Consider the following 24216-nt stretch of genomic DNA (forward strand, 5'->3'; position numbering starts at 1 on the left):
CATGACCGTCGACGTACTCTCCGAGGTCGCGGCGGACGCCGACGACCTCTGTGTGTGGCCCGCCTCCACGGCCCGGCTCCCGCACGGCGGCCTGGCCGTGGGCGGGGTGTCGCTGGCCGAGGTCGCCCAGCGGTTCGACACCCCCGTCTACGTGCTGGACGAGGGCGAGGTGCGCGGCCGCTGCCGCACCTACCGGGACGCCTTCCCCGACGGCGAAGTGCTCTACGCCGCCAAGGCGTTCCTCTCCCGCGCGATGGCGCGGTGGGTGCGGGAGGAGGGGCTGGGCCTGGACGTGTGCTCCGCCGGGGAGCTGGAACTGGCCGTCACCTCGGGGTTCCCGCCCGAGCGCATCGTGCTGCACGGCAACGCCAAGTCGCCCCGGGACATCGCCGCCGCGCTGCGGCTCGGGGTGGGCAGGATCGTCATCGACAGCTCGTCCGAGATCGCCCGGATCGCGGCGGCCGTGGCCCCCAGGGGGCGCCAGCGGGTGCTGGTGCGGGTGGTGCCGGACGTGGCGGCGGGCGGCCACGAGAAGATCCGTACCGGTACGGAGGGCCAGAAGTTCGGACTGTCCGCCACCGACGGGAGCGCCCAGACGGCCGTCGTCCGGATCCTGGACCAGCCCCGGCTCGAACTCGCCGGGCTGCACTGCCACATCGGCTCCCAGATCACCACGGCCGGCGCCTACCTCACGGCGCTGGACCGCATGGTGGAGCTGACGGCCGCCGTCCGCGATGCGCACGGGGTCGTGCTGCCCGAGCTGGACCTGGGCGGCGGGCACGGCATCGCCTACCGGCCCGGTGAGCCGGCGCTGGACCTCACCGCCCTGGCGCGGGAGCTGCGCACCGCCCTGGCGGACCGCTGCGCGGCCGCCGGCCTGCCGGTGCCCCGGCTGACCGTGGAGCCGGGGCGGGCGATCACCGGACCGGCGGGGGTGGCCCTGTACCGGGTGCTCGCCGTCAAGCGCTCCGGCGGGAAGCTGTTCGTGGCCGTGGACGGCGGAATGAGCGACAACCCGAGGCCCGCCCTGTACGGGGTGCGCTACGCACCCCGGCTGGTGGGCCGGCACTCCACGGCGGGCTCCGCCACGGCCACGGTCGTCGGCCGGCACTGCGAGGCCGGCGATGTCCTGGCCGCCGACGCCGAACTGCCGCGGGACGTCCACCCGGGCGACCTGCTGGCCGTACCCGTGGCCGGCGCCTACCAGTTGTCCATGGCCTCCGGCTACAACATGGTCGGCCGGCCGCCCGTGGTCGCGGTCCACGAGGGCGCGGCACGGGTGCTGGTGAGGCGGGAGACCCTGGAGGACTTCCGCAGCCGGGACCTCGGCGCCTGAGGCGGCCGCCCCGCCCGGACACCGGCCCCGCGGGCCCTCACCGGGGACGCCCGCGGGGCCGTTCCGCACTCCCGGGACCGACGGACACTCCCGGACGCACGTGAGCCGCCCGGTCCCGGTATCCCCACACCGGGAGCCGGACGGCTCCTGTGACGCGCGACGGGTGTCGGCACTCGGTCGCCTCGATCCGGGCCCCCCACGGGCCGGATACCGCGTCCTCGCACGGGGGCGATGCCCCGCCGTCGGCCGTACGCCGCGGAACTGCCATCCCGCTCCGTCGCCCCTCCAGTCTGGTGCCTTCCTGGACGTCCCCCTGACACCCTTGACACGTTCCTTCCGTATGTTCACCGATCCTTGACACGCCCTTGATCTCCCCATCCGGATCGGCATCGAACGGAGCCGTGGAGGGGGCCGGGCGTGCCTGAGGGCGGAAAGAGTCCGCCCGCTTCTCGCGGATCCCGATTGTGCGGTGCGCGGCACGGGGACCGCTCCTCCGCATCCTGGTAAAGGACTCTTCCCGCCCTTCCATGGAACCACCACCACTTTGAGCCTGCCAGGGCTGCCCGCGACGAGTGGTCCGGGATCACCGGCTCCCGTCCCCGCGGTCCGCGCGTCCGGGGAGTTGATGCCCTGTCAGAGGATGCTCCGACCGCAGCAGTCGGGTGTGCGAGGCTGGGGAAATGACGTTCGAATTCGAAGCGGAATGGGCTCGGGCGAAGGGGGAGGCGGCCATGCGCCTCGCCTCGGCCGGACCACTGCCCGCACCCACACCCCAGCCGGGCCCCTCCGCGTCCCCGCACGCCGCGGCCCCCGACCTCGGCCTCGTCGACGACCCCGTGCACCGCAGGGCGTCCGGCATCCGCACGGCGAACGCCGAGGCCCGCGGCAAGTCCCCCCTCGACGACGCCGAGGCCGTGGGCCGCGTGCACGCCGGCTGGGCGGCCGGGCCGGCGAGCAACGACTGCGTGGGCGCGTGGCAGCGCAGGCTCCGGGAGCTCGCGGACCTGGTCGACGGCGCGGCCGACGCCCTGACCAAGGGCGCGAACGCCATCACCGCCGAGGACCAGGCGACAGGCGCCGCGCTGCGCGCGGCCGGCGGCGTGCTGGAGGACGTCTGATGGTCTCCGTGTCCGAGCTGAAGCAGGCCGACCCGGGCAAGTGGCGCGCCGCGGCCGACGACGCGGTGAACGTGGCCAAGCAGTGCGACGGCCTGGCCACCTACGCCCGCGAGGACGTCGCCCGCACGGTGAACCGCTGCTGGGTCGGCGAATCCGGCCGCGCCGCCACGGAACGCTTCGTGAAGCACGCCGACGACTACGAGACCTCCGCACTGGCCCTGCGCGCGATGGCCAAGGTCTACGACGACCTGGCGGAGGCGATCACGGCGGCCCAGCGGGACCTGAACAGCGCCCTGGACTACGCCCGCACCCGCGACCTGAAGGTCGACGACAGCGGCCGGGTCCAGCTCTCCCACCCGGTCATGGTGCCGCCGGGCAGCACCGAACACCTCGAACCGGCCAACCACGCGCAGGGGATCATCGTCGAGGCCCTCCGCAAGGCGACCCAGGCCGACACGGAGGCGGCACGCGCCCTGCGCACCATCGAGGGCCTCACCGCGATCTCCGACCCGAAGCTGGCCAAGGAGGCCCTGACCCCCGGCTCCCCGCTCGCCGTCGCCCTGGCCCTGTCGGGCGGCATCGACGGCCTGCACCCGGTCAACGTCTCCCCGGCGCAGTTCGCGGCGGTCAACCGGGCCGCGGCCGAGACGGGGATCAGCCGGAAGCTGCTGCTGGCGATCCTGTGGCAGGAACAGCAGTGGTACCAGAACTTCAGCCCCGGCCTGAAGGGTCCACTGCCCGAGTTCGGCCGGTTCTTCGACTGGACGCTGGAGGAGTCGATCAAACCGGACAAGTCCCTGGGCATCACGCACATGAAGTCCGACACCGCACGGCAGGTGATGGAGAACCACAGGAAGGCGTTCACGCTCCCCGACGGGACGTTCCTCGGCAGTCTCGGCGACCCGGAACTCACCAAGTACATCGAGAAGAACCCCGACGAGAACATCCGCATGAGCGCCTACTACCTCGGCGACCTCCAGCGCAACGCCTACGGGGCGAGGACCGACAAGCAGCTCTTCACCCTGTACGCGGCGGACACCCCCGAGGTACGGGAGCTGAACGAGCAGTACGGTGACGAGTCGGGCAGCCGTGGTGGCGACATCAGGACCCGGGGCCGGAACTGGGACAAGGTGGAACCGCACCTGGACGACGCGATGGCCTGGTACGCGCTGACGGACGAGCAGCGGGCCACCGCTGTGCGCCAGCTGGAATCGCAGACCCCGGCCGGACACCACGTCTCCGTCGACCCGATCTACCATGAGGGCGGCGGGCCGCACACAGGAACGGGAACCGGACCCGCGCAGCCCGGCACCCCCGCCCCGAGCCCGGGGCCGGCTCCCCGGCCGCCGAGGAGCAACTGACCCATGCACACACGGAAGCCCGTCCCCCTGCTGCTGGTACTGCTGCTGACGCTGAGCGGCTGCGGTTTCGTCGGCGGTGACCGGGGGCCCGAGCCGCTGACGCCGATGCCGAGCCAGGTGCCGAGCGGTCCTGAGTACGTGTCGGTCGATGACGTGATCACGGCCCTCGGGAAGGGCGGCTTCGACTGCAAGGTGACCCTGCGGAACGAGAACAAGTTCGGCTCGGACGCCACCTGCGAGGTGCAGCACCGTGGGACGACCGTCTACAACGAGATCTCGGTGCTGAGCACCTCCCGGTTCAGCAGGGACGAGGTCGGCGACTCCATCGCCTCGCGGCGCAGCGCCCCGTACCAGCAGACGATCGTCGCCGCCGGCAACTGGTTCGTCAGGGTGTGGCCTGCGGACTACGCCTACGACATGGCCGCCGCACTGCCCGGCGCCGTGGTCCTGGAACCGCTTCCGAAGCAGGGGAAGTAGAAGATCCGTCAGCGGCGGACCCTCGGCATGCCCAGGCCGATCCAGGAGATGATCTCGCGCTGGATCTCGTTGTTGCCGCCGCCGAAGGTGAAGATCACGGCGCTGCGGTAGCCGCGTTCGAGTTCGCCGTGGAGGACCGCGCCCGCCGAGCCGTCCTTCAGGGCGCCCGCCGCGCCGACGACCTCCATCAGCCAGGCGTACGCGTCGCGGCGGGCCTCGGAGCCGTAGACCTTGACGGCGGAGGCGTCCTGGGGGGTGAGGGTGCCGGACTGGACGGCGTTCACCATCTGCCAGTTGAGGAGTTTCATCGCGTCCAGCCGGGTGTGGGTGCGGGCCAGGCGGGCGCGCACCCAGGGCAGGTCGATGACGCGGCGGCCGTCGGCGAGCTTGGTCTCCGCGGCCCAGCGCTGGACGTCGTGGAGGGCGCGGATGGCCATCGTGCCGTGGGCGGCGAGGGTGACGCGCTCGTGGTTGAGCTGGTTGGTGATCAGGCGCCAGCCCTTGTTCTCCTGGCCGACGCGGCGGCTCGCGGGCACGCGGATGTCCTCGTAGTAGCTGGCGGTGGTGTCGTGCGAGGCGAGGGTGTTGATGAGGGTGCAGGAGTAGCCGGGGTCGGAGGTCGGGACCAGGAGCATCGTGATGCCCTTGTGCGCGGGGGCGTCCGGGTCGGTGCGGACGGCGAGCCAGACCCAGTCGGCGGTGTCGCCGTTGGTGGTCCAGATCTTCTGGCCGTTGACCACGTAGGTGCCGGTCTCCTCGTCGCCCTCCCGGACGGCCTTGCAGGTGAGGGCGGCGAGGTCGGTGCCGGCGCCCGGCTCGCTGTAGCCGATGGCGAAGTCGATCTCGCCGGAGAGGATCCTGGGGAGGAAGTACGCCTTCTGCTCGTCGGTGCCGAACTGCATCAGGGTCGGCCCGACCGTGTTGAGCGCCATCAGCGGGAGCGGGACGACGGCCTGCGCGGCCTCGTCGAAGAAGATGAACTGGTCCATGGGCGACATGCCGCGCCCGCCGTACTCCTTCGGCCAGCCGACGCCGAGCCAGCCGTCCGCGCCGAGGCGGCGGATGGTCTCGCGGTAGAAGCGCTTCTGCGCGGCCGGGTCCTCGTAGCGGGCGTAGACGTCCTGCGGGACGAGCTCGGCGAAGTAGGCACGCAGTTCGGCGCGCAACTGCTGCTGCTCGGGCGTGTATTCGAGGTGCACGGCCCCTCCGGGATCCTCGCGGTCCAGCCGGTCGCTGCGAACGGCGGCGGTCAGAGTAGAACCCGTTACAGGAATAGGGAAGGGGGTGGCGGGCGGCCGGACGACGGGACCCCCTGCCGGTCCGGGCCTGCAGGGGGCGCGGTGGGGTCAGTCCGTCGGGCGGCACTGTCCCGTGCGCGGGCCGGTCGTGGTGGTGCCGGTCTGCAGGAGCTCCGGGGCGTTGTCCTCGCAGCGCAGGGGGCCGGTGACCCGGTTGGCGCGGAAGGCCGGCGCCAGGGCCTGCGGGAGCGGGCCGGTCCCGCTGTTGCCGGTGATGCGGACGGCGCCGGTCACGGCGTTGGCCGACACCTCGGTCCCGCCGGTGTTGGCCTCGACGGTGAGCGGGCCCCTCAGGGTGTTGCCTGCGCAGGCCCCGCCCTCGCGGTCGGAGCCGATGACCACCGGGCCGGTGGAGCGCTGCACGGAGACCGGGCCGGTGAGCGCGGAGTGGCAGATCGTCAGGGCCAGAGCGCCGTCGGCGGAGAACGGGCCGGTGAGCGCGGCGTCGGTCACGGCGAGGGCGCCGCCGGGCCGGACGGTGACGGGGCCGCTTTGGCTGCCGCCCGCGCCGATGCAGACGGCCTCTCCGGCGGCGACGGTCAGCGGGCCCTGGTGGGCCGTGGTCAGGCAGGGGCCGCTGAAGCCGACGGTGATCTCGGTGGGCCCGCCCGTCGCGGCCGGGGTGAAGGCCGCGTCCCCGGCGTAGCGGGCGGTGACGGTGTGGCCGGTGGGCTGGAGGGCGCCGGTGCGCAGGGTCGCGCGGCCTCCGTCGAGGACGGCGGTGCCCAGCGGGGTGGTCCCGTCGAAGAAGGTGACCTCGCCGCCCGGGGGGCCCGCGGCCGGGTTCGCCGGGGTGACGGTGGCGGTGAGGGTGACGGGCCGCCCGAACAGCGGGGTCGCGTCGTCCACGGCCACGCTCACCCAGGCCCCGTAGCGGAAGGACACGACGGCCGCGCCGTTGCCCCGGCGCACGCCCCGCGCGAGGGTGACGTTCGTGGCGGACGCCGTCGCCGCCGTGCAGCAGGGGCCCGCCGTTGCCCGCGCCACCGCCGCCGCCGGCCACCAGGACCCGGTCGGCCGCGCCGAAGGCGCCCGTGCGTACGTCGCTGGCCCCGCCGCCGGAGCCGCCGCCTCCGTGGGCACCGCCACCGCCGGAGCCGTGGCCCCGGCCGCCGGGCCGGGCGTACTCGCCGTGCCGGGAGGTGCCGGAGCTGCCGACGCCGCCGACGGTGATCTGGAGGCTCTGGCCCGGGGTGACGGCCAGGGGGGCGCGGGTCTGCTGAAGGCCGTCGGGGGGTAGGCGCGCACGGCGGGGCGCACAGCGCGGCGCCCGGCCGGAGCCGGGCGCCGCAGGGGGATGCCTCAGTTCAGGGCGGCGATCATGGCCTCGGCCGTCACGGCCATCGCCGTCCGCGCGGCGGTGAGGTAGGGGCGGGGGTCGGCCCCGGTCAGATGGGTGCGGATGGCCTCCGTCATGGCCACGTTGAGCGCGGTGCCGATGTTGACCTTGCGGATCCCGCCGGCGACCGCCGCCGCGAGCTCCCCGTCCGGCAGACCGGAGGAGCCGTGCAGCACCAGGGGCACGTCCACCGTCTTGGCCAGCCGCGCCAGCAGGGCGTGGTCGAGGGAGGCGGTCCGGCTGGTCATGGCGTGGCTGCTGCCGATGGCCACGGCCAGGGCGTCCACCCCGGAGTCGGCGACGAACCGCCGCGCCTCGTCCGGGTCGGTCCGGGCGCCCGGCGCGTGCGGGTCCAGGGGCGCGGCGCCGTTCTTGCCGCCGACCTCACCCAGCTCCGCCTCGATCCACAGCCCGTTCGCGTGCGCCCAGTCGGCGGCGGACCGGGTGGCCTCGAGGTTCTCGGCGTAGGGCAGGTGCGCGGCGTCGTACATCACGGAGCCGTACCCGGCGTCCGCGGCCTGCCGCAGCAGGTCGGGGCTCTTGACGTGGTCCAGGTGCAGCCCGACGGGCACCCGGGCGGCCTCGGCGCACGCCGCGGCGGCCCGGGTGATGGGCAGCAGGGCCCCGCCGCGGAACTTCACGGCGTTCTCGCTGAGTTGCAGGATCACGGGCAGGCCGGCCCGCTCCGCCCCCTCGACCACGGCTTCGGCGTGCTCCAGGGTGATGACGTTGAAAGCCGCGACGGCCCGTCCGGCGGCGGCCGCCTCCGTGACGAGGGTCCCTGCGGGGGCGAGGCTCATCGGACCGCCCCCTCACCGCCGGTGAGGATCACCGAACGGGTGAGGTTGCGGGGCGCGTCCGGGTCCAGCTGCCGCGCGGCGGCGACCGCCACGGCCAGGCGGTGCACCCGGACCAGTTCGGCGAGCGGGTCCAGCGTGCCGTCCACCCACTCCGCGCCCGTGCCCAGGACCTGCTCGGCGATTCCTTCCGGGGTGCCGCCCAGCGACCAGGTGACGGAGCCGGGGCCGGTGACGCTGACCGGGCCGTGCCGGTACTCCATCGCCGGGTAGGCCTCGGCCCACGACAGCGAGGCCTCGCGCATCTTCAGGGCGGCCTCGTGGGCCAGGCCCACGCTCCAGCCCCGCCCGAGGAAGGTGAACTGCCCCCGGGCCTCCAGCCCGGGGGGCAGGGGCGCGGCCAGCGCGGCGCGGCCGTCGGCGACCACCTCCGGGGTGTGTGCGCCGACGTGGGCCCGCAGGAGGGTGAGGGCGGTGGTGGCGAAGCGGGTCTGGACGACGGACCGCTCGTCGGCGAAGTCCAGCACGACCAGCTCGTCGGCGAGGGTGGCCACCGGGGTGTCCGGGTCACCGACCACCGCGGTGGCCGGGATCCCGGCCTCCCGCAGCCCGGACAGCAGGTCAAGCACCTCGGTGGTGGTCCCGGAGCGGGTCAGGGCCACCACCCGGTCGTAGCGGCGGTGACGGGGGAACTCCGATGCGGGGAAGGCGTCGGTCTCCCCCTGCCCGGCCTCCTCGCGCAGGGCGGCGGCGGCCTGGGCCATGTAGTACGAGGTCCCGCACCCCACGATCGCGGTACGCTCCCCCCGGCCCGGCAGCACCGCCCGGTGGGCCGGGGCCAGTTCGGCGGCCCGTTCCCAGCTCTCGGGCTGCGTGGCCAACTCGTACGCGACGTGACTCATGCGGGCTCCCTGCGCGTTGGATGCGTCATCCTGGCGGTTCCTGCGTGCTTCCTGCGTGCTGTTACTGCATGGCGCTGCTGCGTGTTCCTGCAAGGTAGCGGCCCGTTTCACGCAACTTCAAGCATCGGCAGGGTGTTCGGCTCGGCTAATGTCGAACGACGGGGCCGGGGAAGGATGCCCCGCACGGTACGGGGGACGACACGGGAGGGGCGCCATGACCCGCACGGAGCGCTGGCAGAGACTGCTGGACCTGCTGGTGGAGCGGGACGGGCTCGAGGTGGAGGCCGCCGCCGAGGCGCTCGGCGTGTCCGCGGCCACCATCCGCCGCGACCTCGACCAGCTCGCCGAGCAGCAGCTGCTGGTGCGCACCCGCGGCGGCGCGGTGCCGCACGGGGTGTCGTACGAACTCCCCCTGCGCTACCGGACCTCACGGCGGGCCGCCGAGAAGCGGCGGATCAGCGAGGCCGTCGCGGCGCTGATCGCACCGGGCGAGGTGGTCGGCCTGACGGGCGGCACCACCACGACGGAGGTGGCCCGCGCCCTGGCGGCCCGCCCCGACCTGGCCGGCGGCTCCCCCGCCCTCACGGTGGTCACCAACGCCCTGAACATCGCGGGCGAACTGGTGATCCGGCCCCAGTTCAAGATCGTGCTGACGGGCGGGGTGGCCCGCCCGCAGTCGTACGAACTCACCGGTCCACTGGCCCAGCAGACGCTCGGTCAGCTCACCGTGGACACGGCGGTGGTCGGCGTCGACGCCTTCGACCCGGCGGACGGCGCGGCCACCCGCCACGAGGACGAGGCGGCCGTCAACAGCCTCCTGTGCGCCCGCGCGCGGCGCGTGGTGGTCGCGGCGGACTCCACGAAGCTGGGCGTCCGCGCCTTCGCCCGCATCTGCCCGACCACCACGGTCCACACCCTGGTCACGGACACGGCCCTGACGGCCCCCCTGGCGGCGGCGTTCGAGGGGGCGGGGGTCGAGCTGATACGGGTGTAGGGGGCCGTCGACCCCGCGAGGCGCCGGGGGAGATACATAAAGGCTTCATATAAATCCGCTATGCTTCAGGCATGAGCCGCCGAGACGCCGCGCACGGCGCTTCCGATGCCATCGGGTCAGCCCTCTACGCTCTGGCCACCAGGGCCGTGAGACGTCTTCCCCGCGACATGAGCCTGACATCCGCCGCCACCTTGGCCACCCTGGACAAGACCGGCCCGCGACGGATCACCGATCTGGCGGTGGCCGAGGGCGTCACCCAGCCCGCGATGACCGTCCTGGTCCGGGTGATGGAGGAATCCGGGCTCGTCGAGCGGAAGGGCGATCCCTCCGACAAGCGGGTGACGCTGGTGTGCCTGACCGAGGCCGGCGCGTCGTACGTCCGGACGCGACGCCAGGCGGGCATCGACGCGTACGCGCGGTTGATCGACGAACTCACCGGTGACGAGGTCGAGGCCTTGGCAGCAGCCCTTCCGGCGCTGCTGCATCTGGCAGAGCTCGAAAGCCACGCCCGCGAGGAGTCGGACCGGTGACCGCGGCCCAGGGTCATGGCCAGCCCATGAGCACCGCCCTGATACGTTCCGAGGCACGTCTGCTGGTCCCCGCCCTGATGTTCATCGCCCTGGTCGTGGCGGCGGTCGCCAGCCTCGGGACACCGCTCATCACCAGCGTGGCGACCACGTTCCACGTCTCCCTCGACAGCGCGCAGTGGACGCTGACCATCGCCCTGCTGAGCGGCGCCGTCGCCACACCCGTCCTCGGCCGGCTCGGAGCCGGTCCGCACCGGCGGGCCACGATCCTCGCCACGCTGGCGATCGTCGTCGTCGGCAGTGCGCTCACCGTGCTGCCACTGCCGTTCGCCTGGCTGCTCGTGGGCAGAGCGGCCCAAGGCGTGGGACTCGGTCTCACGGCGCTGATGATGGGCGTGGCCCGCGACCACCTTCCCGAGGAGCGCAGCGCGGCCACGATCGCCCTGATCTCAGTGGTCTCGATCATCGGAGCCGGCGTCGGCTACCCGCTGGCCGCGCTGCTCGCCGAGTTCGGCGGGCTGCAGGCCGCCTACGGCCTCGGCCTGCTCGTCACCACCACCGCCTTCGTGACCGCGTGGCGCTCCGTGCCCGCAGCTCCCGAAGGCCGCTCCGCTCACGTGAACGTGGCCGGTGCACTCGTCCTGGCGGGTGGACTGCTCCTCGTCCTGTTCCTGGCCGGCGAGAGGAGCCTGTGGAGCCGGCACCTCGCCGTGGCGGTGACCCTTGCCGTCGCCGCCGTACTCCTGCTCTGCGTCTGGACCGTTTCCGAACTGCGGACCAAGACGCCCCTGGTCGACGTCCGGGCGGTACGGCACCCGGCGGTCGCCGGGGCGAACATCGCCATGTTCGTCGGCGGGAGCGGCATGTACCTCCTGCTCACGCTCATCACCCGCTACGCGCAGACGCCGCACAGCGCCGGCTACGGCTTCGGCCTGACCACCTTCGTGGCGGGGCTGGTCCTCATCCCGTTCTCCGTGCTGGGGTTCGTCGCCGGCAAGCTCACGCAGCGGGTCCGCGAACGGATCGACGGCCCGCTGCTCCTGGCCGGCAGCGCCGCCATCGTCGGCGGCGGGTTCGTCCTGTTCGCCACCGCCCGGTCCAACCTGGCCGAACTGCTCGCGGCCATGGGCGTGCTGGGCTTCGGCGTCGGCAGCTTCTCGGCCGCCATGCCCGGCGTCATCCTGGCCGTCACCCCCAAGAGCGAGACGTCGAGCGCCATGAGCTTCAACTACGTCGTCCGCAGCGTCGGGTACTCCCTGGGCAGCGCCCTCGGCGGTCTGGTCCTGGCCACCGGCACCCCCACGGGCCGCCTCTTCCCGAACGACGACGCCTACACGACCGCGGCGCTGGTCGGCGTCGCCGCGATGGCGATCACGACGATGGCCAGCCTCACCCTCGCCCGCAGACGCCCACCCGAGGCCAGTCCGACCACAACCCTGCCGGGCCTGGACCGGTCGAGTCGAACCGGAAGCTGAGGATCGAAGCCGTCCGACTTCGACCGCACCATCACAGACCCTGAGAGGCTTGCTGCCTACGACAAGCTGGCCGGTCCAGCCGTCAAGGCCGCGGGCGGGCGGCTGCTCTCCCGCGGCAGCCGGGTCGTCGCACACGACGCCGGAATAGGCGAGCGCACCATCCTGGTCGAGTTCGACAGCTTCGAACAGGCAGTCGCCGCACATGCGAGTGCCGCTCACCAGGAGGCGCTGGCCGCACTTGCTGACGGCGTCGAGCGCGACTTCCGCATCATCGAGGGCCTCGACTGACGATGTCACTGACCGGAAGGGTCTTGTTATCCCGGATGCGAGATGAGTATCGGGCCATTGTCGATGATCCGGCGGCAGTGACAGCACCATGACCAGTAAGGGCATGAATTCTGAGTGGCTGTCATGGTAGCTGTCTGCGGGATCGGTGCAGCGGATGCGCTCACCGGTAGCAGCACGCTACCGGTGGCAAAAGCGCCGAAGACAACGGTCATCGCGACACGGCGCGTCCAGTTAATGCATTTCATGGCGGGTGCCCTTTCTTCACTGGCTGCTGTTCACTGGCTTGCCAAACAGTCGCTGATCCGAGGCTGATGTCAAAAGACGCGCATCTTCGTATCTTGACGAGGCGGACGCCATGCGGCATCAGGCGGCGACCGCGACCATCCTCGTACGGTGAGGCCGGGCCTCCATTCGCCAGGCCAGGGCTTTGGCCACTGCGGTGGTGCCGGAGTCCGCCGAGGAGGGGCAAGCCGGGCGAGCTCCCTCCCAGCGGCTCGGCCGCCACGGGTCGACCATAGAACGGACCGTGGAGTGGCTCGCGGGCTGCCGCCGGCACTCCCCGTTCACCCGGCCTTGGTGGCGAGATACATCCACCCCTCACAAACGCCGACCGGGGCCCGGGAGGGCGGGACCACACTCGACGGTCTCAGAGAAGGGTTGGGGACGGACTCAGCGACCCTTCGGGGTCGTCGGGGGCCGCCTCGCCAAGCATCCGGGCCGACGGAATTGCCATCCGGGGCCGCAATCCGCGACAGATCGCTACGCGCTCCTCATTTCTCAGCGTCCGCCGCCTGTCTGGGGTCGCTGCCCGCAGGGAAGGCCGACAGGATCGTCATCCGGGCTGGCGGGCGCATCAAATCGCTACGCGCTCCTCTGACTTCAGCGTCCGGCGACCGCCTGGGGCCGCTGCCCGCACCAAAAGCCGACGGAATTGGCATCCGAAGCCGCCAAGCGCCCCAGATCGCTACGCGCTCCTCTCTTCTCGGCGTCCGGCAGCCGCCATGGGCTGATACCTGCACCAAATGACGAACAGAGCAGCATCCGGGGCTCGCGGGCGCGTCAGATCGCTACGCGCTCCTCGAATTCCGGCGTCCGACGGCCGTCTGGGGCTGGTGACGGCACCAAAAGCCGATCCGCAGAGCATCCCGGCCCAAGACGGCCATCAGCCGCCGAGAAATGAGGAGCGCGTAGCGATCTGACGCGCCTGGGGTCGCCTGATGGCCTTCTCGTCGGCATTTCGTGCAGGCAGCAACCCCGGACGGCCGCCGGACGCCGAAAAGAGGGGAGCGCGTAGCGATTTGTCGCGCCCACCGGCCCCGGATGCCAATTCCGTCGGCTTTTGGTGCGGGCAGCGGCCCCAGACGGGTCGCGGACGCCGGAATTCGAGGAGCGCGTAGCGATTTGATGCGCCCACTGGCCCCGGACGCCGGATCCGTCGTCCTTTTCTGCGGGCAGCGGCCCCAGACGGGCGCCGGACGCTGAGAAATGAGAAGCGCGTAGCGATCTGTCGCGGATTGCCGCCCCGCACGGCAATCCTGGCGGCCCGGATGCTTGGCGAGGCGGCCCCCGGCCCCCCGGCTGGTCGCTGAGGGAGCCGGATGGTCAAGGTACGACCGTGCCGTCCTTTTGGGGGTTTCCCGGCAGTCCTTGTCTTTCCGGGGCGGGCCGCCCTGTCAAGGGTCGCCGCAGGCGATCGCGAAGCGACGCGACCGAAGGGAGCGCCCTTGACAGGGCGGCCCGAACCGGAAGGACAGTGGGACTGACGGGAAAGCCCCAACCCCTCTCTGAGACCGCCGAGCGGGAACCCCGCCCCTCCCCACCCGTCGCCCGGCTGTCGGGTTCCGCGCCGGGGTGGTCGCTGCCGCCACACCGCGCCGCTGCTTCAGGCAGGGCCCCGGTGGTCCCCGCCCCCACGCCGCCCCTCCCCGCCGGACGGTCCCGCCACCACCCCGCCGCGAGGCGGGTGGGCAATCACCGGCCCGCCCCGGCGCCTCGAGGGGGCAGAAGCCCGCCTAACACCCCGGCACCCGTTCCCCCTCCCGCGACAGGGCCGCCAGGACCGGGGCGATCAGGGGGTGGGTTTCCGCTCCCCGGCGGGTGGCGGCGAAGACGCGGCGGGTGGCGGAGGGGCCCGTGACCGGGCGGACGCGGACCTCCTTGAGGTCCATGCCGCGCAGGGCCGAGCGCGGGACCAGGGCCACCCCGGCGCCCGCGCCGACCAGGGCGGTCACCGCGCGGAAGTCGTCGGAGGAGTGCACGAACCGGGGCTGGAAGCCCGCCAGTTCGCAGGCCAGCAGTGTCACGTCGTGGCAGGGGTTGCCCGGGTACTGGCCCACCCATTCCGCGTCGGAGAGGTCCGCCAGGGCGACGGCGGGGAGGTCGGCCAGCGGGTGTCCTGCCGGCAGGACCGCGTCGAAGGGCTCGGCGTACAGCGGGATCACCGACAGGCGGCCGTCGTCGGCGCCCGGCGCGCCCCGGTACTCGACCGCCAGGGCCAGGTCGGCCTCCCCGTCGAGCAGCTGCAGCAGGCTCTGGTCGCCCTCGGCGTCGCGGACGCGGAGCCTGATGCCCGGGTACTCCCGCGCGAGACGGGCTATGGCCGGGGCCAGGACCTCGGCGATGCCGGTCGCGAAGGCCGCGACCGTGACCTCGCCGGCCGCTCCGCCCGCGTAGGCGGCGAGTTCCGCCTCGGCGCGTTCCAGCTGGGCGAGCACCTCGTGGGCGTGGGCGAGGAGGATCTCCCCGGCCGCGGTGAGCCGTACCCCGCGGCCGCTGCGGTGGAGCAGGGTGTGGCCGGTCTCCTGTTCCAGCGCGGCGAGCTGCTGGGAGACGGCGGAGGGGGTGAGGTACAGGGCTGCGGCCGCGGCGGTCACCGTACGGTGGTCCGCCACGGCCCGCAGGATGCGCAGCCGGCGGGGGTCGATCACCCCTCCATGATGTCAGCCCTGAGCAGCGGAAAGCGCCGCGCGGGCGTCCACGAAGGCGGCCACCGCGCGCTCCACGTCGGCCGTCGAGTGGGCCGCGGAGAGCTGGACGCGGATGCGTGCCTGGCCCATCGGCACGACGGGGTAGGAGAAGCCGATGACGTACACGCCGCGCTCCAGGAGCAGCTCCGCCATCCGGGCCGCCTCCGCGGCGTCTCCGATCATGACGGGGGCGATGGCGTGGTCGCCGGGCAGGATCTCGAAGCCGGCCTCGGTCATCTTCGTGCGGAACAGCTTGGTGTTGGCGGCGAGCTGGTCGCGCAGGTCACCGGCGGACTCCAGGAGGTCGAGGACCTTGAGGGAGGCGGCGGCGATGACCGGGGCGAGGGAGTTGGAGAAGAGGTACGGGCGCGAGCGCTGGCGCAGCAGCTCGACGATCTCGGCGCGGGCGGCGACGTAGCCGCCGGAGGCGCCGCCGAGGGCCTTGCCGAGGGTGCCGGTGATGATGTCGATCCGGTCCATGACGCCGTGCAGCTCGGGGGTGCCGCGGCCGCCGGGGCCGACGAAGCCGACGGCGTGGGAGTCGTCGACCATGACCATGGCGTCGTAGCGGTCGGCGAGGTCGCAGATCTCGGTGAGGGGGGCGACGTAGCCGTCCATGGAGAAGACGCCGTCGGTGACGATGAGCTTGCGGCGGGCGCCGCCCTCGGTGGCGGTCTTGAGCTGGGCTTCCAGGTCCGCCATGTCGCGGTTGGCGTAGCGGAAGCGGCGGGCCTTGGAGAGGCGGATGCCGTCGATGATGGAGGCGTGGTTGAGGGCGTCGGAGATGACCGCGTCCTCGGCGCCGAGGAGGGTCTCGAAGACGCCGCCGTTGGCGTCGAAGCAGGAGGAGTAGAGGATCGTGTCCTCCTGGCCGAGGAAGGCCGACAGGCGGGCCTCGAGCTCCTTGTGGACCTCCTGGGTTCCGCAGATGAAGCGGACCGAGGCCATGCCGTAGCCCCAGCGGTCGAGGGCGTCCTTTGCGGCGGCGACGACCTCGGGGTGGTCGGCGAGGCCGAGGTAGTTGTTGGCGCAGAAGTTGAGGACCTCGCCGGGGGCGCCGCCCGCGGTGACGGCGACGGCGGCGTTCTGCGGGGTGCCGATGACGCGCTCGGGCTTGTGCAGGCCGGCGGCGCGGATCTCGGCGAGGGTGGCGCGCAGGTCCTCGCGGACGGACTCGAACATGGTCGGTTCTCCTTGTGCGGTGTGTCGTCCGGCGGACGGGAGGTGGGGCCGGGCCCCGCGGAGGGGGGAGGGTGTGCGGGGCCCGGCCCGAGGGAGATGGTCTTGTGGTTGCCCGGTCTCGGCCGCCGCGACACGCGTACCGGCGGACGGGCCTGCGGGCCGTGCGGCGCCCCCGGCGCGGGGACGCCCGGCCCGGGCCGGGCGGTGCGGACCGCCCGGCGCCGGGGTGGGGCTACTTGGTCCAGTCCAGGATGATCTTGCCGCTGCGGGCGGTGGAGGCCTCGTCGAAGGCGGCCTGGAAGTCGGTGTGCGAGTAGCGGCCGGTGATGACCGGGGTCAGGTCGAGCCCGCCCTCCAGCAGCACGGTCATCGCGTACCAGGTCTCGAACATCTCGCGGCCGTAGATGCCCTTGATGGTGATCATCGAGGTGACGACCTTGGCCCAGTCGACGGGGAACTCCTGCGCGGGCAGGCCCAGCATCGCGATCTTGCCGCCGTGCGTCATGTTGTCGATCATGTCGCGCATCGCCTCGCCGCGGCCGGACATCTCCAGGCCCACGTCGAAGCCCTCGCGCAGGCCCAGGCGGGTCTGCGCCTCGGCGATGGAGGACTCGGCGACGTTGACGGCGAGGGTGGCGCCCGCCTTGCGGGCGATCTCCAGGCGCTCGGGGCTGACGTCGGTGATGACCACGTTGCGCGCGCCGGCGTGCTTGGCGACGGCGGCCGCCATGATGCCGATCGGGCCCGCGCCGGTGATCAGCACGTCCTCGCCGACCAGCGGGAAGGACAGCGCGGTGTGCACGGCGTTGCCGAACGGGTCGAAGATGGCGGCCACGTCGAGGTCGACCGGAGTGCGGTGCACCCAGACGTTCTGCGCGGGCAGGACCACGTACTCGGCGAAGGCCCCGTCGCGTCCGACGCCGAGCCCGATGGTGGAGCGGCACAGGTGGCGGCGGCCGGCCAGGCAGTTGCGGCACTTGCCGCAGACCAGGTGGCCCTCACCGCTGACCAGGGCGCCGACCTCGATGTCGCGGACGTCGGCGCCGAGGGCGGCGACCTCGCCGACGAACTCGTGGCCGAGGACGAGGGGGGTCTTGACCGCGCCCTGCGCCCAGCCGTCCCAGGCGCGGATGTGCAGGTCGGTCCCGCAGATTCCGGTGCGCAGCACCTTGATCAGCACGTCACCGGGGCCGTACTCGGGCTCGGGGACGTCCATGAGCCACAGCCCGGGTTCGGCTTTGTGCTTGACGAGTGCCTTCATGGGGGTGGCTCCAGGCGTGCGGAAGGAGGGGTTGCCGGGCTCGCTGGTGCGCGAGTGGCGTGGTGATGGGCACCAATCTGCCGATCGGTGCGGTGATCAGTCCATCGAGACTTTCTTAAGCGGGTCGACAGCGCAGCTTCACGCCTATGCTCCTCCCTGGAACGGGGCAGGGCCCGGGCCGGGACCGCCGCGGTGGTCCGGGGCCGGGGTGAAAGGGGAGGTGAGGGGCGTGCCGAGTCTGCGCAGCAGGGCGTTGTCGGCCGCACTGGTCGCGACGGGGCGGCGAAGACGGTTCGCCACCGCGGAGGCGGTACGGGCGACGGTGGCGCAGGCGGCCCGCAGGCCCGCCTCGCACCTTCCGCCGCGTTCGCTGGGGCGGGTCGCCGAGGTGTCGCGCACCTTCGTCGGCGCCTGGCCGGTGTACGACGTCTCCCCGCTCGGGCAGGAGCCCGTGGCGCGGGTGCTGTACGTGCACGGCGGGGCGTTCATCAACGAGCTGGTGCGGCCGCACTGGTCGCTGATCCGGACCCTGGTGACGCGGGCCCGCGCCCGGGTGGTGGTGCCGGCGTACGTGCTGGCTCCGCGCGGGACGGCGGACCGGACCGTGCCGGTGGCCGCGGACCTGCTGAGCGGTCTGATCGAGAGCGGCGGCGCGGGTGGGACGGTGCTGCTCGGGGACTCGGCCGGGGCCGGGATGGCGCTGGCGGCGGCGCAGCGGCTGCGGGAGCGGACCGGGGCGCAGCCGTCGCGGATCGTGCTGATCTCGCCGTGGCTGGACGTGAGCATGAGCCATCCGGGCCAGGCGGAGATCGAGCCGGCGGATCCGGTACTGGCGCGGCCGGGGCTGGCGGAGGCGGGGCGGCTGTACGCGGGGACGCTGACGGCGGACGATCCGCGGGTGAGCCCGCTGCACGGGTCGTTCGCGGGGCTGGCGCCGCTGACGGTGTTCACCGGGACCCGGGACGTGCTGAGCACGGACAGCCGGGAGCTGCTGCGCCGGGCGCGGGCGGCGGGTGCGGAGGTGGAGTGGCACGAGGAGCCGGGCATGCCGCACGGGTATCCGCTGCTGCCGGTCCCGGAGGGGCGGGCGGCCCGGGACCGGATCGTGGAGCTGGTGCGGGCGACGGCCGACGAGGAGTGATCCCGGGCCGTGTGCCGTTCCCCGGGGGGTGTCCGCGACGGGGCGCCGTCCGCCCGGAGGGCGCGGGGCGGGCGGTGCATGGCGGACACCCCTATGCGGTGCAGGTCATCAGGGAGCTGACGGGCGCGGCGCGGTAGGCCGTCCAGTAGGCCTCGTCGCGCGCGGCGTCGGCGGGCGGAGTGCGGCTGGGCTGCCAGGCGACGGTGGTGAAGCCGGCGTCGACGGCGGCCTCGGCGAAGTCGGCGTGCGCCCACTCGCGGTACTCGAAGTGGAGCGGGGGGTCGGTCAGGAACTGGGCCTTGAGCAGGGGTGCGTCTCCGTCGGGTACCCGGTCGAGGATGCGCATGCCGTACGGGGACCAGTCGACGCGCGGGTAGGCGCCGGGGTTGCGGACGAGGGAGAGCAGCCTGCCGCCGGGGCGCATGTTGGCGCGGATGCCGCGGAACATGGCGTGCAGGGCGGCCCGGTCGGGGGCGTGGCTGAACGGGTAGACGGCGGTGACCAGGTGGAACCGGCCGAGCTGGGGCATCTCGGCGGCGTCGGCGACGACGTACTCGACGGCGGCCGTGTGGCCGTCCCGGCCGCCGCTCTGGCGCTCGCGGGCCCGGCGGACGCGGTCGGGGCAGTTGTCGACGCCGACGGTCCGGCGGGCGCCGCCGCGGGCGAGGAGTGCGGCGGTTCCGCCGTGTCCGCAGGCGACGTCGAGGGTGTCGAGGTCGCGTACCCCGCCGAGGGCGTCGAGGGCGGTGCGGAGGGTGTAGGCGTCGGCCGCGGTGAAGGCGGCCCGGGGCGCGGGGTGGGTGGAGGTGTCGTCTTGCATGCCGCCATGCCTCCCCGGCGGGGGTGCGGGGGAGGCGGGCGGGGCCGGTGCGTCCCCCGTACGGGGGAGGCGTTCGGGCCAGTGCGCGGGGCGTGCGGGGCCGGGGCGGTGTCCGGTCAGCCGGCCACGAGTTCGCGGGCGCAGGCGCGCAGCCAGGCGTGCGCGGGGTCGGCGTCGTGGCGGGGGTGCCAGGCGAGGCCGAAGGGGAGCGTGGGGAGCTCCAGGGGGACTTCGAAGGTGACCAGTCCGAGCGCTTCGGCCTGGGGGGCGGTCCGGGTGGCGATGAGGCCGATCAGGTCGGTCTCGCGCAGGACGAACAGCGAGGCGGGGTAGGAGCCGATGCTGCCCACGACCCTTCGGGACAGGCCGCGTTGGGCGAGGGCGGTGTCCACGGGCCCTTCCAGCCTGCCGCGCCGCGAGACGATCAGGTGCTCCCCGGCGGCGAACCGGCGGGCGGTGAGGGGGCCGCGCAGGAGCGGGTGTCCGGGGCGGACGACGCCGAGCATCCGCTCGTCGAAGAGGTGCTCGACGCGTACTTCGGGTGAACGGCTGTCGATGACGCCGAGTTCCAGGTCCGCGACGCCTTCGCGCAGGGCGGGCACGTCGACGTGGCTCTCCGAGAGGAACCGGAGTCTGACGCCGGGTGCTTCGTCGGCCATCCGCTGGAAGAGGGTGGCGCCGTAGGAGGCGGCGAAGGAGTCGTGGGCCAGGACGGTGAAGCTGCGTTCCAGGGTCCTGAGGTCGACCTCGCCGCCGGTGAGGAAGAGTGCCCGGGCCCGTTCGACGACGGAGCGGACCTCGCCCTGGAGGGAGAGGGCGTGGGGGGTGGGGACCATGGTGCGGCCGGCGCGGACGAGCACGGGGTCGCCGAGGGCCTTGCGGATCCGGCCGAGGGTGCGGCTCATGGCGGGTTCGGAGAGGTGGAGGCGGGCGGCGGCTCCGGAGACGCTGGACTCCTCGAGCAGGACGTCGAGGGCGAGGAGCAGGTTCAGGTCCAGCCCGGCCGGTCTGGATTGCGTCACGCGCATTGATCCCTTGCGGAAGTTGCACTGGAAAGCAGGTCGGTCCAACTCTACGGTGGTTGCGCGGGGTTGATCTCCAGTTGCTCTCCCCGACCACCACCACCGTCCACCGACTCCGAGGAGGAGCCGTGCTCCGCCATGCCCGTACACCGGCCGCGTCCGCACCCGGCGGTACCGCCGGCGCCACCGCCGCCACCACCGCCCCCGCGGCGGCCCCGGGGCTGTCCCGTGCCGCCCTGCTCGTCCTGTGCGCCTGCGTGCTCGTCGCGCAGGGCATGGTCGCCGCGGTCAACCTGCTGATCCCTCAGCTGGCCGCCTCCACGCTGCACCCGGGCCCGGGGCAGCTGCTGTGGGCGGTCGACGCGTACGTGATCGTCTTCGCCGCCCTGCTGATCCCGGCCGGCGCCCTGGGCGACCGCTACGGCCGCAAGGGCGCGCTGCTCGCCGGTCTCGGGCTGTTCGCGGCGGGCGGGGCGCTGAGCGCGCTCGCGCGGGATCCGGCGGTGCTGATCGCCGGGCGCGGGCTGTGCGGGGCGGGGGCCGCCCTGATCATGCCCGCCACGATGTCCGTGCTGATCCACCTGACCCCGCCCGAGCGGCGCCCGCAGGCGCTGGCCACCTGGACGCTCTCCGCCGGCCTCGGGGGCCTGGCGGGCAACGTCGGCGGGGGCCTGGCCGGGGAATTCCTCACCTGGCGGGCGCTGTTCTGGGCGGTCGTGCCGCTGGCCGCGCTGCTCGCCGTCGCGGTGGCCCGTGCGGTGCCGCGCACGCCGTCGCGTCCCGACGCGGCCGTCGACCCGCTGGGGGCGCTGATCCTGGCGGGGGCGCTGTTCGCCGTGGTCTACGGGATCATCGAGGGGCCCTCGTACGGCTGGTCCTCGGCCCAGGTCCTGACCGCCTTCGCGGCCGGTGCGGCGCTGCTGGCCGCGTTCACCGGCTACGCGCTGCGCGCCGCACGCCCGCTGCTGGACCCCCGGATCTTCGCCTCGCGCCGGCTGCGCGCCGGGGCGCTGGGCATCGGTGCGGCGTTCTTCGGGCTGTTCTCGCTGTTCTTCGTCAACGCCCAGTACCTGCAGTACGCGAAGGGGTTCTCGCCCGCCCAGACCGGTTTCGCGATCGTCCCGCTGACGGTCGGCATGGCGCTGGTGCCGCGCTTCGGCGCCCGGCTGCAGCAGCGGACCGGACCCCGGCTGCCGGTGGGCCTCGGGCTCGGGCTGATCGCGGGGGGCCTGCTGCTGGTGTCCACCGTCGACGCCGGGACGCCGTACGCGGTGTACGCCTGCTACCTGCTGGTGCTGTCCGTGGGGACGGGGCTGTGCGCCCCCTCGCTGACGGTGACGGTGGTCTCGTCGCTGCCGCAGCACCAGGCGGGGCTGGGGTCGGGGCTGAACACGGCGGCCCGGGAGATCGGTGCGGCGCTGGGCGTGGCGGTGGTCGGCACCGTGCTGGCCTCGCGGTTCCACGGGAACCCGGCGGTGGACCCCGTGCAGGCGGGTGCCTTCACGGATGCCATGGGGGTGGCGCTGCGCACGGTGGCGGCGGTGCTGCTGGCGGCCTCGGCGGCGGTGGTGTTCGGCTTCCGCGGCTCCGGGGAGCGCCGGAGTGCAGCGGCCGGGGGCGGGGGAGCATGCTGACCCTATGACGGCGAGACCGGGCGGCGGCGGCCCGGCGTCCGACGCCGCGGGCCGGGTGCTCGCGCGGGCGACGGTGGATGCCGTGCGGGCCCTCGGCGGCTACGCGGGCGGGGTCTACCTGCGCTCGGGGACCGGGGGGCTGCTGCGGATGGCCGCGGTGACGGGTCTGCCGGGGCCGTTGTTCCGGCCCTGGTGGCGGATCCAGGTGAACCGCCCGTACCCGGTGGCGGAGGCCTTCCGCAGCGGGCAGGCCGTGCACCTGCCCGACGGGGAGTCGGCGGTGCGCCGGTTCCCGCAGCTGATGGCGGGGCTGCCGTTCCCGTTCGGGTCGCTGTACGAGCCGGTGGGGGCCGGGCCGGAGCGGTTCGGGGTGCTGCTGGTGGTGCGTCCGGCGGCGGCCGCGGTGGACGCCGGGGAGCGGCGGCTGATGCGGGAGGCCGCCACGGGGCTGGGGCGGGAGCTGGCGGGGCTGGCGGCGGCCGGGGATCCGGTGCGCTGGGAGGGGGACCCGGTGTGCGTGCCGTGGCCCGTGCCGGGCGGGGGCTCCGCGGAGGCCGTGGAGCGGCTGGCGCAGGGGGTGCTGTCGGTGGACCGGCAGGGGGTCGTCGGGTTCGCCACCGCCGCCGCCGGGGAGCTGCTCGGGCTGCCCGCGGGGCGGCTGGTGGGGCGGGGGCTGTGGGAGGCGCTGCCGTGGCTGGAGTACCCGGCGTACGAGGACCACTTCCGGGGGGCGTTCCTCTCCGGCGAGCCGGTGTTCTTCGACGCCCGGGGCGGGGCGGACGCGGATCCGCCGGCGCTGTCGGTGGGCCTGTACCCGGGGCCGTCGGGGGTGACGGTGGTCCTGGAGGCGGCCGAGCGGCCCGTGTACGCGCCCGGTGCGGCGGCCCGGCCCGGACCCGGGCCCGGGGCTCCGGCCGCGCGGGCCTCGGCCCTGTACCGGCCGGTGGCCCTGGCGATCGCGCTGACCGAGGCGATGACGGCCCGCCAGGTGTCGGCGGTGGTCACCGAGGAGCTGCTGCCCGCGTTCGGGGGCCGGCAGCTGGCGATCTACCTGCTGGACGAGCGGCACCTGCACCTCGCCTGGGAGACCGGTTTCCCCAAGGGGTTCCTGGACCGGTTCGACGGGGTCTCGCTGGACGTGCGGCTGCCGGGTGTGGAGACGCTGACCTCGGGGCGGCCGCTGTTCTTCGAGTCGATGCAGCACCTGGCGTCGGCCTATCCGGGGATCCCGCTCGACGCGGACGTCGGCGCCCGCGCGTTCCTGCCGCTGATCGCCTCGGGCCGCCCGGTGGGCTCGTGCATCCTCGGGTTCGACGCGCCGCGCGGGTTCAGTCCGGAGGAGCGTACGGTGCTCACCGCGCTGGCCGGGCTGATCGCGCAGGCCCTGGCCCGGGCGCGGCGCTACGAGAACGAGGCGGCGCTGGCCCGGGGGCTCCAGGCGGCGCTGCTGCCGCACCGGCTGCCGGTGACGGGCCGGGTGGCGACGGTGGGCCGGTACCTGCCGGGTACGGCGGGGATGGACGTGGGCGGCGACTGGTACGACGTCATCGAGGCGGCTTCGGGCCGGCTGGCGCTGGTCATCGGGGACGTCCAGGGCCACGGGGTGGCGGCGGCCGCGACGATGGGCCAGCTGCGCAGTGCCGTACGGGCGTTCACGATCAGCGGCAGCACCCCGGAGCAGGTGGTGCGGGGCACCAACCGGCTGCTGATCGACCTGGACCCGGGGCAGTTCGCCAGCTGCTGCTACGTCCTGCTCGACCCGGAGTCGGGGCGCGCCGTGGCCGCCCGGGCGGGGCATCCGCAGCCGCTGCTGCGCCACCCGGACGGCCGGGCCGAGGTGCTGGACCTGGCGGGCGGGGTGGTCCTCGGCGTCGACCCGGGGGCCGGCTACCCGGAAACGGAACTGCTGCTGGAGCCGGGTGCGGTGCTGGCCCTGTACACCGACGGGCTGGTGGAGGTGCCGGGCACGGACATCGACGAGGGCGTGGAGCGGTTGCGGTCCGCCTTGGCCGGGGCCCGTCCGGGGCCGTTGACGGAGACCGCCGACCGGCTGGTCGCGGAGGCGGACGGGGCGGCCGACCGCCCGGACGACATCGCCCTTCTTCTGGCGTCCCTGGTCTGACGCAGAGCAAAGCGGAAGGAAATTCATCCGGATCTCCGTGCGGTTCCCGCACCCCGCGCCGGGCCGGTGTTTACGCGCCCTTAACGCCTGGAACGGCGTGTCGGGCTTGCCCCGCACGATGGAATCCGTACATGGACAGCTCTTGACCTGCGGATG

General features: G+C 73.7%; 21 protein-coding genes. 12 read left to right on the forward strand and 9 right to left on the reverse strand.

The genetic code is table 11. The features are described from left to right. The first annotated feature begins 1 nt into the window (after window position 1). The 4 genes from lysA to B4U46_RS04510 all read left to right on the forward strand — a co-directional run bounded on the left by lysA (window position 2) and on the right by B4U46_RS04510 (window position 4292). The gene (gene lysA, locus B4U46_RS04495) at window positions 2-1336 is read left to right on the forward strand and encodes a diaminopimelate decarboxylase (RefSeq protein ID WP_079424262.1); all 1335 of its coding nucleotides are present in this window, start codon (window positions 2-4) and stop codon (window positions 1334-1336) included. A 680-nt stretch (window positions 1337-2016) separates the two neighbouring features. After that, window positions 2017-2454, forward strand: a complete 438-nt coding sequence (locus B4U46_RS04500) for a hypothetical protein (protein ID WP_079424264.1) — start codon at window positions 2017-2019, stop codon at window positions 2452-2454. Next, window positions 2454-3815, forward strand: a complete 1362-nt coding sequence (locus B4U46_RS04505) for a hypothetical protein (RefSeq protein ID WP_079424266.1) — start codon at window positions 2454-2456, stop codon at window positions 3813-3815. The genes B4U46_RS04500 and B4U46_RS04505 overlap by 1 nt, the downstream gene beginning before the upstream one ends. Before the next feature lie 3 nt (window positions 3816-3818). Further along, window positions 3819-4292, forward strand: a complete 474-nt coding sequence (locus B4U46_RS04510) for a hypothetical protein (protein WP_079424267.1) — start codon at window positions 3819-3821, stop codon at window positions 4290-4292. 8 nt (window positions 4293-4300) lie between these two features. On the opposite strand, the gene B4U46_RS04515 is transcribed toward B4U46_RS04510, so the two are convergent. Further along, window positions 4301-5491 carry an acyl-CoA dehydrogenase family protein gene (locus tag B4U46_RS04515; RefSeq protein ID WP_079424269.1) on the reverse strand — a complete coding sequence of 397 codons (1191 nt, stop codon included), beginning with the start codon at window positions 5489-5491 and terminating at the stop codon, window positions 4301-4303. A gap of 147 nt (window positions 5492-5638) precedes the next feature. After that, window positions 5639-6502 carry an Ig-like domain-containing protein gene (locus tag B4U46_RS04520; protein ID WP_159402070.1) on the reverse strand — a complete coding sequence of 288 codons (864 nt, stop codon included), beginning with the start codon at window positions 6500-6502 and terminating at the stop codon, window positions 5639-5641. A gap of 22 nt (window positions 6503-6524) precedes the next feature. Here B4U46_RS04520 and B4U46_RS37255 point away from each other — a divergent pair, with 22 nt between their 5' ends. Continuing rightward, a complete protein-coding gene (locus B4U46_RS37255; RefSeq protein WP_159402071.1) occupies window positions 6525-6830 on the forward strand; it encodes a hypothetical protein in 306 nt (101 codons plus the stop codon). A gap of 62 nt (window positions 6831-6892) precedes the next feature. On the opposite strand, the gene B4U46_RS04530 is transcribed toward B4U46_RS37255, so the two are convergent. Together B4U46_RS04530 and B4U46_RS04535 are read right to left on the reverse strand one after the other, a co-directional pair. Next, window positions 6893-7729: a class II fructose-bisphosphate aldolase gene (locus tag B4U46_RS04530; protein ID WP_079424272.1), complete on the reverse strand. Its 837-nt coding sequence runs from the start codon at window positions 7727-7729 to the stop codon at window positions 6893-6895. Continuing rightward, window positions 7726-8628 carry an SIS domain-containing protein gene (locus B4U46_RS04535; protein ID WP_079424274.1) on the reverse strand — a complete coding sequence of 301 codons (903 nt, stop codon included), beginning with the start codon at window positions 8626-8628 and terminating at the stop codon, window positions 7726-7728. Before B4U46_RS04535 ends, B4U46_RS04530 begins: the two co-directional genes overlap by 4 nt. Window positions 8629-8842: 214 nt before the next feature. Between B4U46_RS04535 and B4U46_RS04540 the strand changes: the two genes are divergently transcribed. The 4 genes from B4U46_RS04540 (at window position 8843) to B4U46_RS04555 (ending at window position 11912) form a co-directional block, all read left to right on the forward strand. Beyond that, window positions 8843-9622, forward strand: a complete 780-nt coding sequence (locus B4U46_RS04540) for a DeoR/GlpR family DNA-binding transcription regulator (RefSeq protein ID WP_079424276.1) — start codon at window positions 8843-8845, stop codon at window positions 9620-9622. 71 nt (window positions 9623-9693) lie between these two features. Then, a complete protein-coding gene (locus B4U46_RS04545; protein ID WP_237292627.1) occupies window positions 9694-10152 on the forward strand; it encodes a MarR family winged helix-turn-helix transcriptional regulator in 459 nt (152 codons plus the stop codon). A 26-nt stretch (window positions 10153-10178) separates the two neighbouring features. After that, complete coding sequence (locus tag B4U46_RS04550) at window positions 10179-11624, forward strand: MFS transporter (protein ID WP_079431563.1); 1446 nt, start codon at window positions 10179-10181, stop codon at window positions 11622-11624. 30 nt (window positions 11625-11654) lie between these two features. After that, window positions 11655-11912: a DUF1330 domain-containing protein gene (locus B4U46_RS04555; protein ID WP_079431564.1), complete on the forward strand. Its 258-nt coding sequence runs from the start codon at window positions 11655-11657 to the stop codon at window positions 11910-11912. Between the two features lie 2012 nt (window positions 11913-13924). On the opposite strand, the gene B4U46_RS04560 is transcribed toward B4U46_RS04555, so the two are convergent. The 3 genes from B4U46_RS04560 to tdh form a co-directional block, all read right to left on the reverse strand. Then, window positions 13925-14839: a LysR family transcriptional regulator gene (locus B4U46_RS04560; RefSeq protein WP_079424280.1), complete on the reverse strand. Its 915-nt coding sequence runs from the start codon at window positions 14837-14839 to the stop codon at window positions 13925-13927. Window positions 14840-14851: 12 nt separating this feature from the next. After that, window positions 14852-16060 (reverse strand): glycine C-acetyltransferase, encoded by a 1209-nt coding sequence (locus tag B4U46_RS04565; RefSeq protein ID WP_079424282.1) that lies wholly within the window; start codon window positions 16058-16060, stop codon window positions 14852-14854. A 232-nt stretch (window positions 16061-16292) separates the two neighbouring features. After that, entirely contained in the window at window positions 16293-17321 is a 1029-nt protein-coding gene (gene tdh / locus B4U46_RS04570) for an L-threonine 3-dehydrogenase (protein WP_079424284.1), read from the reverse strand. Window positions 17322-17550: 229 nt separating this feature from the next. Between tdh and B4U46_RS04575 the strand changes: the two genes are divergently transcribed. Beyond that, the gene (locus B4U46_RS04575) at window positions 17551-18462 is read left to right on the forward strand and encodes an alpha/beta hydrolase fold domain-containing protein (RefSeq protein WP_079424285.1); all 912 of its coding nucleotides are present in this window, start codon (window positions 17551-17553) and stop codon (window positions 18460-18462) included. 91 nt (window positions 18463-18553) lie between these two features. Here B4U46_RS04575 and B4U46_RS04580 read toward each other — a convergent pair whose 3' ends face one another. Both B4U46_RS04580 and B4U46_RS04585 read right to left on the reverse strand, forming a co-directional pair. Next, window positions 18554-19282: a class I SAM-dependent methyltransferase gene (locus tag B4U46_RS04580; protein WP_079424287.1), complete on the reverse strand. Its 729-nt coding sequence runs from the start codon at window positions 19280-19282 to the stop codon at window positions 18554-18556. Window positions 19283-19398: 116 nt separating this feature from the next. Further along, a complete protein-coding gene (locus B4U46_RS04585) occupies window positions 19399-20310 on the reverse strand; it encodes a LysR family transcriptional regulator (RefSeq protein ID WP_079424288.1) in 912 nt (303 codons plus the stop codon). A 215-nt stretch (window positions 20311-20525) separates the two neighbouring features. On the opposite strand from B4U46_RS04585, the gene B4U46_RS04590 reads away from it, so the two are divergent. Both B4U46_RS04590 and B4U46_RS04595 read left to right on the forward strand, forming a co-directional pair. Continuing rightward, on the forward strand, window positions 20526-21938 hold the full coding sequence (locus B4U46_RS04590; RefSeq protein WP_237293276.1) for an MFS transporter: 1413 nt from the start codon (window positions 20526-20528) through the stop codon (window positions 21936-21938). A 4-nt stretch (window positions 21939-21942) separates the two neighbouring features. Then, complete coding sequence (locus B4U46_RS04595; protein ID WP_079424291.1) at window positions 21943-24060, forward strand: GAF domain-containing SpoIIE family protein phosphatase; 2118 nt, start codon at window positions 21943-21945, stop codon at window positions 24058-24060. The last annotated feature ends 156 nt before the right edge of the window (window positions 24061-24216 follow it).

Origin of the sequence: Streptomyces katrae (assembly GCF_002028425.1) — a bacterium.
Lineage (GTDB): Bacteria > Actinomycetota > Actinomycetes > Streptomycetales > Streptomycetaceae > Streptomyces > Streptomyces katrae_A.

What these genes read in the sequence shown, in the direction of transcription:
- lysA (WP_079424262.1), top strand. Translation starts at nt 2, where the DNA reads ATGACCGTCGACGTACTCTCCGAGGTCGCGGCGGACGCCGACGACCTC.
- B4U46_RS04510 (WP_079424267.1), top strand. Translation starts at nt 3,819, where the DNA reads ATGCACACACGGAAGCCCGTCCCCCTGCTGCTGGTACTGCTGCTGACG.
- B4U46_RS04545 (WP_237292627.1), top strand. Translation starts at nt 9,694, where the DNA reads ATGAGCCGCCGAGACGCCGCGCACGGCGCTTCCGATGCCATCGGGTCA.
- B4U46_RS04500 (WP_079424264.1), top strand. Translation starts at nt 2,017, where the DNA reads ATGACGTTCGAATTCGAAGCGGAATGGGCTCGGGCGAAGGGGGAGGCG.
- B4U46_RS04585 (WP_079424288.1), bottom strand. Translation starts at nt 20,310, where the DNA reads ATGCGCGTGACGCAATCCAGACCGGCCGGGCTGGACCTGAACCTGCTC.
- B4U46_RS04595 (WP_079424291.1), top strand. Translation starts at nt 21,943, where the DNA reads ATGACGGCGAGACCGGGCGGCGGCGGCCCGGCGTCCGACGCCGCGGGC.
- tdh (WP_079424284.1), bottom strand. Translation starts at nt 17,321, where the DNA reads ATGAAGGCACTCGTCAAGCACAAAGCCGAACCCGGGCTGTGGCTCATG.
- B4U46_RS04550 (WP_079431563.1), top strand. Translation starts at nt 10,179, where the DNA reads ATGAGCACCGCCCTGATACGTTCCGAGGCACGTCTGCTGGTCCCCGCC.
- B4U46_RS04580 (WP_079424287.1), bottom strand. Translation starts at nt 19,282, where the DNA reads ATGCAAGACGACACCTCCACCCACCCCGCGCCCCGGGCCGCCTTCACC.
- B4U46_RS04565 (WP_079424282.1), bottom strand. Translation starts at nt 16,060, where the DNA reads ATGTTCGAGTCCGTCCGCGAGGACCTGCGCGCCACCCTCGCCGAGATC.
- B4U46_RS04540 (WP_079424276.1), top strand. Translation starts at nt 8,843, where the DNA reads ATGACCCGCACGGAGCGCTGGCAGAGACTGCTGGACCTGCTGGTGGAG.
- B4U46_RS04505 (WP_079424266.1), top strand. Translation starts at nt 2,454, where the DNA reads ATGGTCTCCGTGTCCGAGCTGAAGCAGGCCGACCCGGGCAAGTGGCGC.
- B4U46_RS04530 (WP_079424272.1), bottom strand. Translation starts at nt 7,729, where the DNA reads ATGAGCCTCGCCCCCGCAGGGACCCTCGTCACGGAGGCGGCCGCCGCC.
- B4U46_RS04535 (WP_079424274.1), bottom strand. Translation starts at nt 8,628, where the DNA reads ATGAGTCACGTCGCGTACGAGTTGGCCACGCAGCCCGAGAGCTGGGAA.